This window comes from Brevibacterium renqingii (assembly GCF_017808105.1).
In the GTDB taxonomy this organism is placed as follows: Bacteria; Actinomycetota; Actinomycetes; order Actinomycetales; family Brevibacteriaceae; genus Brevibacterium; species Brevibacterium renqingii.
In genome coordinates this window covers 215,035-227,733 of the sequence record NZ_JADBHF010000002.1, presented here as the reverse complement: position 1 = coordinate 227,733, position 12,699 = coordinate 215,035, and the positions used below count along the sequence as shown (strand labels likewise).

Sequence of the window (12,699 nt, the reverse complement as noted above, 5' to 3'; positions counted from 1 at the left end):
GGCCTTCGTCGCGCGTGGGGCGAGTGAGTGCTCCGCCTGGCGGGCAGGCCTGCTCTCGTGCCGGCACCCCTTCCCCTGAGGTTTTGTGGCGGGACCGGCCCATGGACTACTATCGTGTAGGCGCAGACGCTCGGTCTGCACCGCGCCTCCTTAGCTCAGTTGGTAGAGCACCGCTCTTGTAAAGCGAAGGTCGTCAGTTCGAGTCTGACAGGGGGCTCCACTCCTCCCGAACCGTCGAGAGCTCGGCCTGCGACGGGGAGCTCGGCTTCCGAACGGAGCTGTCTGTCGTGGACCGAGCTGTCGAAACTCCTGAGGCGAAGCAGCCCCTAACCGTCGACGCCGCGTCTGAATACGAGCATGAGCGAGCGCATGCTCAGCACGAAGCCGCCGAAGAGCAGGAAGAAGCCGAAGAACGAGTACAGGCGGATGTCCTTCGTCAGCATCGGCCCCTCTGCGCTGGTGATGAGCATGATCGCCCCGACCACGGCGGCCCCGGCGAGGACCGCGACGATGAGCTGCTGGAACAGGCTGGTGAGGAAACGGCGATCGGAGGGGTTCTCGAGCACCCGCATATTCATCGAGAACCGACCGTGCTCGAGGTCTTCGGTGATCTTGTTGATCCGCCTCGGCATCCGGTCGATCATCGGCAGCAGCTGCAGTGCCCGACGCTGCAGCTCCTCGGTGAACTTCGTGCCCTTGAGCTTCGAGCGCACGAGGCGGTTGCCCTCCTGCCGCGACGCGGCCACGACGTCGAAGCCGGGGTCGATGGTCAGCAGAGCCCCCTCGACGGAGGCCATGGCCCGGAATGCGGCACTGATCGGTGCCGGAACGGAGAAGCGGTAAGCGAGCACCAGGGTGAAGAGATCGTCGAAGAGCTTCTGCCCCTGCCCGGAGCGGACCCCTCCGCCGTAGCGCAGCAGGAGGGCGCCCACGGCACGCTCGACCTCCCGGTCATCGAGTCCGTCCGGTCTGCCGAGGAGTTCGATGAGGGCATCGGTCGCCCCGGCGCTGTCGTTCTGGTCGATCGAGTAGAGCATCAGACCCAGAGACGTCTGCGTACCCGGATCGAGACGGCCGACCGCGCCGAAGTCGAGCAGGCCGAGCGAACCCTCGGGTGTGATGAAGATGTTGCCGGCATGCAGATCGGCATGGAAGGTGCCCTCGCCGATGATCTGCTCGAGGGTGGCCCCGAGCAGCGTGGTGGCCAGACGGGTGCGTTCCGTCGCACTGAGTCCGTCGAGCAGCGCCCCCGCCTGTGAGACCGGTCGACCGGGCAGCTTGTCCATGACGAGGAGGCGCTCTCCGCTGAGTTCGCGATAACCGTGGGGAACGGTGACATCGAATCTGCCCGAACGCCTCAGCGAGTTCTCGATGCTGGTCATATTATCGAGTTCGATCCGGTAGTCGAGCTCCTCCTCGAGCGAGTCCGCGAAGCCCTTGGCCAGCGCGTTCACACCCAGGTTCTTGCCCCACACCGTCGTCGTGTTCAGCCAGGCGGCCAGGCGCAGGATGATGTCGAGGTCCTGCGTCACCTGGTGCAGTGCCTTGGGCCGCTGCACCTTGACGATGACTTCGGTGCCGTCGAGCAGGGTGGCCTCGTGGACCTGTGCCACCGAGGCGGCCGCCAGGGGCTGCGGATCGATATGCGCGAACACCTCGGCGATCGGTCGCCCGAGCCGGTCCTCGACGGCCGGTTCGATGACCGACCAGGGTTCGGGGGTGACCTGCGTCTGCAGGGTCTCGAGCTCACGGACGAACACGGGCGGGAGGATGTCGCGGCGGGTCGAGAGCATCTGCCCGAGCTTGACGAAGGCCACCCCTGCCTCGGCGAGGGACTCCTTGAGCGCTCGGGCGGTCTTGACCGCACGCCCCGGCGAGTCACCGCCGAATCCGCGCAGCTGGGAGCCCAGCCCGTGGCGGGTCGCGATGGACAGCACTTGGGCGTAGCGGCGGGCACGGCGGCGACGGGACTTCCAGCCGAAGAACACCGACTGCGGGCTCGGCAGGCTTCCGGTCGGGAATGCGGCTTCGACCATCACCAGCGCCCCGACGCCGAGGGCGAAGATCCAGCCCATGGCCAGCAGCACGAACAGAGCCGCCACACCGGGCGTGAGTTCGAGGCCGCCGTGGTTCTGGCCGGTTCCGGCCCGGTAGAGGTACTGGACGGCGACTGCCATCCCCGCGCTCATGACGAGGCCGACGACGATCGTCCGCGGCCAGCCCGTGGGCACTCCGACCACGCGTCGGACGACGGTGGCGGCCAGCCAGGACTGGAGGAAGAGGAAGACGAGCGAGGCCGCGCTCAGCAGCGCGTACCAGCCGAAGTCCAAGGCTTCCATCGATGCCCCTCCCGATCGGTCGGTGTCCCGAACAGCGTCGAACCGCTCGCCCCCAGCCTAATGCTTCATCGGTCCGCGGGATCAGCGCCGCGTCTCGGGGCGCCTTCGAACCAGAACCTCTGGGCGAACCGGCGCGCTGTGCAGGTGCGGCCGACTCTCAGGCGCGACCGCGACGGCCCGGCAGGCCGATCCGGCGGGCCCAGACGAGCACCCAGGCGGCGCCGGCGATGGCGAACAGTCCGGGGAAGAGCACTCCGAAGCGCAGGGTCGACAGCGTGATGATCAGCGACAGCAGGGTCGGGCCGCCGAGTTTGCCGCCGTTGTTGAAGATCGCCCAGATGCCGAGGAACCGCGGCCGCCCGACCGCCGGCGACAGATCGGCGCCGATGGTCATGTTCACCCCCGCACCGAGACCGTTGCCGCAGGCCATGACGACCGCGGCGATGACCATTCCCCGCAGATCCGGCAGCGCGACCATGATGACGAACCCGGCGCCGAAGATCGTCAGGCACGCGGCGAGGGTCGCGACCCGTCCGAGGCGGTCCTTGATATAGGCGCCCACGAACATGACGATGAGCTCGAGAGCGGCGCCGAGGGCGATGATCAGTGAGATCGAGGACTTGTGCAGCCCGATCTCGACGCCCCACAGCTGGATGACCACGGGCTGAGCGGCGCGCGCGGCCGCCAGAGCGATGATGGAGACCCCGACGAGGATCACAGCCCTCCACCGCACGTCGAGCGGTTCGCGGTGGCGCCCGTGAGCGCGATCAGAAGGGCCGTGAGTCGCCGAGTCGCGGCGCACGCCGGGCCCGCCGAGGTCGGGGACGCGGGCGACCGGCAGGGCCATGACGACGATGGCGGCGACCGCGGAGAGGCCGGAGAAGACGAACACCGACCACAGCGGGAAGACGAGCATGAGACCGGCCCCGACCATCGGCCCCACGAGGTTGCCCACCCGCTGTGTGCCCCCGAGCGCCGTCATCGCCTTCGCGAGATGGGCCGGAGGCATCACCTCGGCGACCACGGCCTGCCGAGCCAGACTCCAGACATCGGAGACCGGAGCGAAGAGCATGAGGGCGACGGTGTAGACGAGGAGCGACGCCGGTGAGTCCCAGAGGAAGGCCGCGACGACGGTGCCGAGGACGATGACGGCGACGATCGTGGCCGCGAGCATGGCCCGGAAATCGCCGAGGCGGTCGATGAGGATGCCGGCCGGAACCGTGGCCGCCAGAGAGACCGCGCCCATGATGCCGACGATGGCGGCGGCGAATGAGGTGCTCGACCCCAGATTCAGAGCGCCGAGGACGAGGATCGGGAGGATGGAGCCCAAACCGACGGCGAAGAGCAGCGAGGGCACGAGCACCGGCCACATGATGGGTTTGAGCACCCCTCAAGGCTAATCGACCCGCCGCGCGCGGCCGTTCCGCGCACTGCACGGGGCCCATGCACTGCACGGGGCCCGCGCCGTGCGTGAGCCGCACTGCACGGGGCCGTGCGCGAGCTGCCGGTGCCGCTCGAGTCGGATTAGACTGGCCAGGCAGATTTCCTGATCGTCCGGAGGACCCCATGGTCGGTGCGCTCCCCGCAACGCCCCGCTTCCACCTGAGACCGATGCGCCCGCGCGATCCCGAGGAGGACTCCCGGGCCGCGAGCTCACTCGAGCTCTTCTTCGATCTCGTCTTCGTCATCGCCGTCTCGATCGCCGCGTCTCACCTGCATGACACGGTCACGGCGGGCAACCTCGGCGACGGGATCATGAAGTACCTCCTCGTCTTCTTCGGCGTGTGGTGGGCGTGGATGAACTTCACCTGGTTCGCCACCTCGTTCGACACCGACGACTGGCTCTACCGGGTGCTCACGATCGTGCAGATGGGCGGAGTGCTCGTCCTCGCCGCCGGGATCGAACCGGTCTTCGCCCGCGGGGACTTCCTCGTCCTCATCCTCGGCTATGTGCTCATGCGCATCATCATGGTCACCCAATGGCTGCGCGCCTCGCGGCGGGCGGGATCGGCCAGGAGGGCGACGTTCGTCTACGCCGGGGGAATCGCCGCCGCGCAGGTGCTGTGGGTGGCCTGGCTGTTCATCAGCGATCCGGTCGTCTCAATGGTGGCCCTCATCGCCCTCATCGTCCTCGAAGTCGCGATCCCGACCGTCGCCGAGGCGCTGAGCTGGACTCCGCTGCATGCCCACCACATCGCCGACCGCTACGGCTGCTTCACGATCATCGTCCTCGGCGAGAGCCTGCTGGCCTCGGCGAATGCGGTGTTCGGGGCATTCGCCGACATCGAGGACATCGTCCCGCTCATCTCCCTCGGTGTGCTCAGCCTCATCGTCACCGCGGCGATGTGGTGGATCTACTTCTGGCCGCCGCATCATGAGGCGCTGTCGGGCATGCGCGGCACGCTCGCCTACGCCTACGGCCACTACTTCATCTTCGCCGCCGCGGGCGCCTTGTCCGCCGGGGTCGGCATCGAGGTCGACTCGCAGCTGGGGCGCAGCGCCCTCGACCCGCTGCTGGCGACGTTCACGGTCTCGGTGCCGATCGTCGTCTTCGTCCTCGGGGTTTGGCTGCTGGCGATCCGCGGCAGCGCCCACTGGGTCATCAACATCGTCGTCCCGGTTTGCGCGGTCCTCGTCCTCCTCGACCCGATCATCCCGATCCCGACGTTCCTGACGACGATCTTCATGATCATCATCGTCATCGCCCTCGTCGTGTGCCCGCCGAAGGACGGGCAGTCCCGATTCGACGCCGAGGTGGTCGCGGGCTGAGACCGGACCTATCGGTTCGCGTTCGAAAGTGAGACGCTGGAGCCATGACTGTCGATCCGCAGCACGTCGTCCCGCCCTATCTCCTCGACGCCCTCGCCGAACGCGGAGGCGAGAAGTTCCCGCGCGCCGCATCCGCCGCCCGCAGCTGTCGGATGTCCGATCAGAGCAGTCGGAGCCTGCGCCAGGTCGGACTGCGCTACACGCCGCCGGCCGATCTCGGCAAGGACGTCTCCGAGATCGGGGAATCCGCCCGTCCCTCGTCTCATCAGGAGGTGCTCGGACAGTCCGGAGCCGGCCCGCACCGCCTCATCCACGATGCGCAGAACACCGAGGTGCTGCCCGGCGAGCTCGTCCGGTCCGAGGGGCAGGGCCCGGTGGACGACGCAGCGGCCAACGAAGCCTATGACGGTCTCGGCGCCTCCTACGCCCTGTTCTCCGACGCCTTCTCGCGCGATTCCCTCGACGGGCAGGGCATGCCGCTCATGGCCAGCGTCCACTACGGCAAGGACTACGACAACGCCTTCTTCGACGGTCGCCTCATGGTCTTCGGCGACGGCGATGCCGAGGTGTTCACCGGGTTCACCGGCTCCGTGTCGATCATCGGCCACGAACTGTCCCACGGCGTCATCAGCCACACCGCCGCCCTCGAGTACTCCGGCCAGCCGGGAGCGCTCAACGAGCACTGCGCCGATGTCTTCGGGGCCCTGACCGAGCAGCACGCGGCCGGGCAGAACGCCGAAGACGCCGACTGGCTCATCGGCGCCGGGATCTTCACTCCCGAAGTGACCGGACGCGCGCTGCGCTCGATGATCGAACCCGGCACCGCCTATGACGACGACGTCCTCGGCAGGGATCCGCAGCCGGGTCACATGGACGACTTCGTCGTCACAGAATCCGACAACGGAGGCGTCCACCTCAACTCCGGAATCCCCAATCGTGCGTTCGCCCTGGCCGCCACGGCCGTCGGCGGACCGGCCTGGGAGAGCCTCGGACCCGTCTGGTACGGGGTGCTCACGGGCGAGGAGATCACCGCGAGCACCGACTTCGCCGCGTTCGCTGAGCTGACCATCGCCGAGGCGGCCGAACAGTTCGGAGAGGGATCCGACGTCCACGACGCCGTCATCTCCGGGTGGGAGGCCGTGGGGATCTCGCACGGGGCCTCGGGCCGGGGAAACATCGGGAGCAGCTGGTGAGCAGCGACGGGCCCGAGGCCGGACAGACTCCCGAGCAGGCAGGCGACGGGGGAGGCTACGGACGTCTGATCGTCGAGCGCTCCGGCGGGATCGCCGGGATGCTCATGGTGTGGGAACTCGACATCGACTCCAGCGGTCGCCGTGATGAGATCGGCAGACAGGTGGCCGAACTGCCCTGGACCGACGCCGCACGAGCCGCCGAGGCACCCGGGGCCGACGATCCCGGTGCTGCGGGCAGCGCCGGGGCCGATCGATTCGCCTACCTCATCGAGAGCAGATACGGGTCGGTGCGCTTCGGCGAAGGGCAGATGCCGCAGGAGTGGCGACGCCTCGTCGACGAGGTCCGTGAGAGCCCCGAGGCGCACAGGCGGCGACCCCGGCGAGGCTGAGCCTGCGACCGGGATCGAGTCGGTCCGTGCGACAGGCGAGCCTGCGACATGGCCCTATGCTGGAGTCCATGACCGAGAACAGAACGACTGCGGAGAAGAACGAACGCGATCTCGAGGACGAGATCCACACGGACCTCAAAGAAACCATGACCTACGGGTCCTACCTCGATCTCGACCGCCTCCTGGGCGCGCAGCACCCCGTCAGCAGGCCCGAACACCACGACGAGATGCTGTTCATCATCCAGCATCAGACCACGGAGCTGTGGTTCCGGCTCGTCATCCACGAACTCCTCGACGCCCGGAGACTCATCGCCGAGGATGAGCTCCAGACCGCACTCAAGCGCATCGCGCGCGTCAAACACATCCAGAAGACCCTGACCGAACAGTGGTCGGTGCTGGCCACGCTGACCCCCAGCGAGTACATCGGCTTCCGCGACCACCTGGGCCGCGCCTCGGGCTTCCAATCCTGGCAGTACCGGGCTGTGGAGTTCCTCTTGGGCAACAAGAACCGGGGCATGCTTCCCGTCTTCGACGGTGAGCCCGAGGCGCAGGCCCGACTCGAGCAGTATCTCAACGAACCGAGCATCTACGACGAGTTCCTCGCCTGCTTGGCCAGGCGCGGACTCCCGGTGCCCGCCCGACTGCTCGAACGTGACGTCAGCGTCGCCCACACCTTCGACGAGGAGCTTCTCGAGACCTTCCGGATCATCTACGAGAACCCGCAGAAGTACTGGCAGGAATACGAAAGCTGCGAAGAGCTCGTCGACCTCGAGGAGAACTTCCAGTTCTGGCGCTTCCGTCATATGCGCACGGTGCTGCGGATCATCGGCATGAAGCGCGGCACCGGCGGATCGAGCGGAGTCGGATTCCTCCAGAAGGCGCTCGACCTGACCTTCTTCCCCGAACTCTTCGACATCCGCACCGGCATCGAGAACGGACCCGGGATCAGCCCCGAAGGCATCTGAACCCGGCTCGCGCCTCAGCCGAGGATGAGCTGCCTGACCTGCGCAGAATACGGAGAGTCGGGATCGATGACATCGGCGTGGTCCGCTCCCGGCAGCTCGGTGCGGGCGGCGGGGAAGACGCGGGAGAATCCGACGTCGACGATGCCATCGGCGTCCCCGTGGATCGATCGGACCTCGACCCGGGCCGGGATGAGCGCCGCTCGCGAACGCGGGTCGTGGCGCAGATAGGCCGCCAGATCCTCCTCGGGGCGGACTCCCATATAGTCGAGCACCGCTCCGTCGGCGAGGCCGCCTACCACCTCGCGCAGGAGGTCGGTCACCGGCGCCAGCGGTCGCAGACGGATCCGCGGCCCTGCCTCGGGCAGATGTCCGGCCCAGGCGAGCACGAGGCAGCCGCCGGCCGAATGCCCGGACACGACGAGGTTCTCCCGCGCCTGCCGACCGACGCCCCAGTCCGGCAGTTCGGCGCAGACGAAGTCGATGGCCGCGGTGACATCGTCGAGCGGGTGCGGCTGCCCGCCGGATCGCCGGTATTCGACGAGGGCGACGAGCACCCCCGCCTCGGCCAGCGCCGCGGCCAGAGGTCGGGCATGAGCGAGATCCGTGCGGGGACGGAAGTAGCCGCCGTGGACGAAGATCACCGTCGCCGAGGCGGTCGCCGGGTCGCCGTGGACCTCGACGTACTGCTCGGGGGAGCCGCCGTAGTCGCGGCAGACCACGTTCGCGTCCGCGGCGAGGGCGGCGCCGGCGGCGCTGAGTTCGGCGATGCGTTCGTCCTCGGTGCTCATGCCTCGGCCGCTCCCGTGCCTCCGGACGTCTCGCTCGCGGCCTCTCCGGTCGCCTCGGCGGCTCCGGCTTCTCCTGCCTGCCCCTGGGACTCTGTCCGGCCTGCCCTCTCGACGAGGTCGCGCACGCGGGTGAGTTCGGGCAGCTTCGGGTCGAGGGCGTCGCCGGAGGACTGGCCGCGCAGCCGGCGCCCGACCCAGGGCCCCAGATACTGCTTGGCCCAGCGTGACTCCTCACTCATGACCTCGCGGATCGCGCGGGTCGGGCGGGCGGGGATGCCGAAGCCCTCGACCGGCAGGGAGTGGCCGCTCTCGAGTGTGGCCAGGGCCTGTTCGGCGACGAGATGGTGGCCTTTGGGAGAGAGGTGGATGCGATCGTCGGCCCACATCTCGGCGGCATAGAGCGAACGCAGCCCCCAGACGTCGATCATGTGGCAGCCGTGCCGCTGGGCGATCGACCACAGGTGGGTGTTGTAGACGCCGACTCGCGGACGCACGGCGCGGATGATCGGCGTGCTGAACTCGGTGTCGAAGCCATTGCACATGAGCACTTCGATGCCTGCCTCGCGCAGAGCGATGACAGCGCGTTCGAACTTCGCGGCCAGCGCATCGATATCGGCCTTCGGGCGCAGGCAGTCGTTGCCGCCGGCGCACAGGCTGACGAGATCGGGTCTGATCTCGAGGGCGCGCGGGACCTGTTCGTCGATGATGCGGTCGAGCAGGCGACCGCGGATCGCCAGGTTGGCATAGGACACATCCGGGCTGCCCACGGAGGACTCCGTGAGCATGAGTGCCAAGCGGTCGGTCCAGCCGCGGTAGCGGTCCTCCCCGTGCGGGTCGGGATCCATCAGCCCCTCGCTGAACGAGTCTCCGACAGCGACGTATGAGGTGATGGTCTCGAGCATCAGGGATCCTTCTCTCTTCGGCGTTTCACCCGGACCACCCAGACTATACGCAGGCGCGGCGATCCGGTCGAAACAGCACGTGGCGTAGACTCGTCTGCGCAGCCAGACGTCGTCGCCGACCACCTCGCTAGGAGCACAATGTACCGTTCGGTTCCGGTCCCCGCCCCCACAGATCTCGTGATCACCAACGCTCGGATCGTGCCCGTGGCCGACGAGAACGGCAACCGGGCCGAGGCGATCGGATCGGGCACGCTCGTGGTCAGGGACGGCCGCATCGCCGAGGTCGTCGCCGGATCGATCGAGTCCCCGCGGATCCCGGCCGACGCCGAGGTCATCGACGCCGGCGGTCGCTGGGTGCTGCCCGGCTTCATCGAGGCCCACGGCCACCTCGGCGTGCACGAGGACGGCGAGGGCTGGTCCGGCGATGACACGAACGAGATGACCGACCCCAACGGGGCCGGTCTGCGGGCCCTCGACGGCATCGACCCCACCGATCTCGGGTTCAAGGATGCGCTGCGCGGGGGAGTCACCTCGGCGCTCATCAAACCCGGTTCCGGCAATCCCATCGGCGGACGCACGGCCTTCGTCAAGACCTGGGGTCGGATCGTCGACGAGATGCTCGTAACCGAGGACCTGTCCGTGAAGTCCGCGCTCGGCGAGAACCCGAAGCGCGTCTACGGCGAGAAGAAGACCACCCCCTCGACGAGGATGGGCACCGCGAAGATCATCCGCGACGCCTTCGTCGAGGCGCGCAACTACCGCGCGAAGCGCGACCACGCAGAGTCCGAGGGCACCCCGTTCGACCGCGACCTGGTCAAGGAGACGCTGGCCGATGTCCTCGACGGCAAGCTCGCCTGGGATCAGCACTGCCACCGTGCCGACGACATCGCCACGGCCATCCGCCTGGCCGAGGAATTCGGCTACCGGCTGGTCATCAACCACGGCACCGAAGGCCACAAGATCGCCGACTACATCGCCGCCAAGGGCATCGACGTCATCCTCGGGCCCCTGATGACCTCACGTTCGAAGGTCGAGCTGCGCGACGGGACGCTGGCCACCGCCGCCGCCCTGGCCAGAGCCGGTGTGCGCATCGCGCTGACCACCGACCATCCGGTCATCCCGATCAACTTCCTCATCCACGAGGCCTCGCTGGCCGTCAAGGAAGGTCTCGACGCGGTCGTCGCCATCGAGGCGCTGACGATCAACCCGGCCGCGATCTTCGGCCTCGAGGACCGTCTCGGTTCCCTGGCCGTCGGTCGTGACGCCGATATCGTCATCTGGTCGACCGATCCGCTCGACCTCGACGCCCGTGCCGAGCAGGTCTTCGTCTCCGGCCGCAGGGTCTACGAATTCGATGCCGAGACGGGGACTGCGAACATCGCCGACCCACACGGCCCGACACTCATCAGCGAGCCGTGACCGACGAGAGTCTCGAAGACGCCACCACCGCCGAGGTGCGGGTCGAGGATCCCGCGGCGCCGGGCCCGGTCCGCGGTTCGTCCCCGGCTCCGACGGCGAACGGCAATCCTGAGGTCGGATCCCAGGCGCTGCGCGAGATGCTCGAGCGCACCCGTCTGCAGCGTTTGGCCGAACTGCGCGAGGCCCCCGACGGCACGCAGCCGGAGGACGTCGCGAAGGCCGCGGCTGCGAAGGCGGCGAAGCCGACCCGACAGGGCGGGCGAACGAAGCCGCGCACCGACCACCGCGGTGCCTCTCAGCGCATCGCGCAGAGGGTCGCCCGTCGCACCGTCGGGAAGCTGGTCTCGGGCACCACGGCGAACACCCAGCCAGTGCCCATCGTCACCGCGCTCAAGGGCACTCCGTATCAGGCACCGGTGCAGGCCACCGAGCCGAGCGAGGACGAGGCGAGGATGGTCCTCGACCTCGCCGCCGATATCGCGGCGATGATGATGCGCGCCGGCGCCGGCACCAGCGATGTCGAGGTCTCCGTCATTGCCGCCTGCACCTCCTGCGGGCTCGACACCGTCGAAGTGGACCTGACCTCGAACACTCTCGTGGTGCACTATTCGACCTCCGACGGTCGCCTCCTGACCGTGATGCGGGTCAACCGCGGCGAGTCCACGCACTATGCGAAGCTCGCCTCGGTGCACAAGCTCGTCACCGACCTCGTCGACGGTCGAGTCGAGTTCAACGAGGCGCGCAACCGCCTCGACGCCATCCGCTCCCAGCGTCGTCCGTTCCCGCAGTGGTTCACCACCGGTGCCTGGGGCCTCATGGTCGGGGCTCTCGTCCTGCTGCTCGGGGGAGGGGCCCTCGCGGTGCCGCTGGGAATCATCATGGCCATCCTCATCTTCCAGGTCGGCAAGCTCCTCGGGCGCACGCACCTGCCCTCGTTCTTCATCACCGCACTGCAGGCCGCCTCGGCGACGCTGATCGCGACCATCGCCGGCGATGTCGGCATCATCGCCTCTCCGCAGTACCTCGTCGCGGCCGGCATCGTCCTGCTCCTGCCGACGCAGTCGCTGTACTCGGCGGTTCAGGACGCGCTGACGAACTTCCCGCTCACGGCGGCCGGGCGCGTGGTCGGGGTGTTCATGACCTTGGCCGGCATCGTCTCCGGCATTGCGCTGGGCATCGTGTGCGGGCAGGCGATCGGGCTCAGCCATATCGAAGTGCTCGTGCCGAAGACGAGCCCCCATGTGGTCACGGCGATCCTGTCGATGGTGGCGGCCGCCGTGGTGTCGATGTCCGGTGCCGTGGCCATGTCGGCCAGGCGGCGCTTCATCCTGCCGGCCGCGCTGGTCGGGCTGGCTTCGCACATCACGATGATGTCGCTGACCCTGCTGCAGATCGACAATGTGCTGGCCAGTCTGCTCGCGGCCACCGTCACCGGGTTCCTGTCGCGGCCGCTGGCCCTGCGCCTCGGTGCGCCGGCCGTCGTGCTCATGATCCCCGGCATCTACACCCTGCTGCAGGGTCTGTCGATCTTCACCGCCGTCTACCAGATCGCCTCGGAATCCGAGAACGTCTCCTTCGCCGTCGGACTGTCCTCACTGTTCACCGCGATCCTCGCGAACGCGGCCCTGGCGGTCGGAGCGGTGCTCGGCAGCTATCTGGCGCTGCCGTTGAAGAACCTCAAGAGCCGCAGCTCCGCGGAGGAGACCGTCGAATCGGTGCGCAGCGGAGAGGCGACGACCACCGTCATCGACTCCGTCCAGCCCGGGGCCGCGAAGTCCCAGCCGGGCGCGGGCAAGACGCCGTCCTGAGCCGCTCGGGCCGGGGCCGGCCGCGACAGACCACGGCCGAGGCTGACGTCGACCGGGGCCAGGCGCGACCGGCCACGGTCGAGGCCGACGTGGTCCGGCGGCCGCCGGGATGCGGGCTGGGCCCTGA

10 protein-coding genes and 1 tRNA gene are annotated in these 12,699 nt (G+C 68.4%); 7 read left to right on the top strand and 4 right to left on the bottom strand.

From position 1 onward, the window contains the following. Positions 1-144 precede the first annotated feature (144 nt). A tRNA-Thr gene (locus IHE57_RS03565) sits at positions 145-220 on the top strand. A 106-nt stretch (positions 221-326) separates the two neighbouring features. Here IHE57_RS03565 and IHE57_RS03560 read toward each other — a convergent pair. Both IHE57_RS03560 and IHE57_RS03555 read right to left on the bottom strand, forming a co-directional pair. Continuing rightward, positions 327-2,339 (bottom strand): ABC1 kinase family protein, encoded by a 2,013-nt coding sequence (locus IHE57_RS03560; RefSeq protein ID WP_253719868.1) that lies wholly within the window; start codon positions 2,337-2,339, stop codon positions 327-329. Positions 2,340-2,496: 157 nt separating this feature from the next. Then, complete coding sequence (locus IHE57_RS03555; protein WP_366933839.1) at positions 2,497-3,726, bottom strand: MFS transporter; 1,230 nt, start codon at positions 3,724-3,726, stop codon at positions 2,497-2,499. Between the two features lie 179 nt (positions 3,727-3,905). On the opposite strand from IHE57_RS03555, the gene IHE57_RS03550 reads away from it, so the two are divergent. The 4 genes from IHE57_RS03550 to IHE57_RS03535 all read left to right on the top strand — a co-directional run bounded on the left by IHE57_RS03550 (position 3,906) and on the right by IHE57_RS03535 (position 7,655). Then, positions 3,906-5,108: a low temperature requirement protein A gene (locus IHE57_RS03550; protein ID WP_209370844.1), complete on the top strand. Its 1,203-nt coding sequence runs from the start codon at positions 3,906-3,908 to the stop codon at positions 5,106-5,108. 44 nt (positions 5,109-5,152) lie between these two features. After that, positions 5,153-6,301: a M4 family metallopeptidase gene (locus tag IHE57_RS03545; RefSeq protein WP_209370842.1), complete on the top strand. Its 1,149-nt coding sequence runs from the start codon at positions 5,153-5,155 to the stop codon at positions 6,299-6,301. Next, positions 6,298-6,690: a protealysin inhibitor emfourin gene (locus tag IHE57_RS03540; protein WP_209370840.1), complete on the top strand. Its 393-nt coding sequence runs from the start codon at positions 6,298-6,300 to the stop codon at positions 6,688-6,690. The genes IHE57_RS03545 and IHE57_RS03540 overlap by 4 nt, the downstream gene beginning before the upstream one ends. A gap of 68 nt (positions 6,691-6,758) precedes the next feature. After that, positions 6,759-7,655: a tryptophan 2,3-dioxygenase gene (locus tag IHE57_RS03535; RefSeq protein ID WP_209370838.1), complete on the top strand. Its 897-nt coding sequence runs from the start codon at positions 6,759-6,761 to the stop codon at positions 7,653-7,655. A gap of 14 nt (positions 7,656-7,669) precedes the next feature. Here the strand turns inward: IHE57_RS03535 and IHE57_RS03530 are convergent, their stop codons facing one another. Both IHE57_RS03530 and IHE57_RS03525 read right to left on the bottom strand, forming a co-directional pair. Continuing rightward, complete coding sequence (locus tag IHE57_RS03530) at positions 7,670-8,443, bottom strand: alpha/beta hydrolase (protein ID WP_209370836.1); 774 nt, start codon at positions 8,441-8,443, stop codon at positions 7,670-7,672. Beyond that, the gene (locus tag IHE57_RS03525; RefSeq protein ID WP_209370834.1) at positions 8,440-9,345 is read right to left on the bottom strand and encodes an SGNH/GDSL hydrolase family protein; all 906 of its coding nucleotides are present in this window, start codon (positions 9,343-9,345) and stop codon (positions 8,440-8,442) included. Before IHE57_RS03525 ends, IHE57_RS03530 begins: the two co-directional genes overlap by 4 nt. A 138-nt stretch (positions 9,346-9,483) precedes the next feature. Here IHE57_RS03525 and IHE57_RS03520 point away from each other — a divergent pair, with 138 nt between their 5' ends. After that, entirely contained in the window at positions 9,484-10,764 is a 1,281-nt protein-coding gene (locus tag IHE57_RS03520; protein WP_209370832.1) for an amidohydrolase, read from the top strand. Beyond that, positions 10,761-12,572 carry a threonine/serine exporter family protein gene (locus IHE57_RS03515; protein WP_209370830.1) on the top strand — a complete coding sequence of 604 codons (1,812 nt, stop codon included), beginning with the start codon at positions 10,761-10,763 and terminating at the stop codon, positions 12,570-12,572. The genes IHE57_RS03520 and IHE57_RS03515 overlap by 4 nt, the downstream gene beginning before the upstream one ends. Positions 12,573-12,699 lie beyond the last annotated feature (127 nt).

Bases quoted from the DNA above. Each gene is read 5' to 3' on its own strand.
- IHE57_RS03535 (WP_209370838.1), top strand. From the start codon at position 6,759: ATGACCGAGAACAGAACGACTGCGGAGAAGAACGAACGCGATCTCGAG.
- IHE57_RS03560 (WP_253719868.1), bottom strand. From the start codon at position 2,339: ATGGAAGCCTTGGACTTCGGCTGGTACGCGCTGCTGAGCGCGGCCTCG.
- IHE57_RS03520 (WP_209370832.1), top strand. From the start codon at position 9,484: ATGTACCGTTCGGTTCCGGTCCCCGCCCCCACAGATCTCGTGATCACC.
- IHE57_RS03530 (WP_209370836.1), bottom strand. From the start codon at position 8,443: ATGAGCACCGAGGACGAACGCATCGCCGAACTCAGCGCCGCCGGCGCC.
- IHE57_RS03550 (WP_209370844.1), top strand. From the start codon at position 3,906: ATGGTCGGTGCGCTCCCCGCAACGCCCCGCTTCCACCTGAGACCGATG.
- IHE57_RS03545 (WP_209370842.1), top strand. From the start codon at position 5,153: ATGACTGTCGATCCGCAGCACGTCGTCCCGCCCTATCTCCTCGACGCC.
- IHE57_RS03525 (WP_209370834.1), bottom strand. From the start codon at position 9,345: ATGCTCGAGACCATCACCTCATACGTCGCTGTCGGAGACTCGTTCAGC.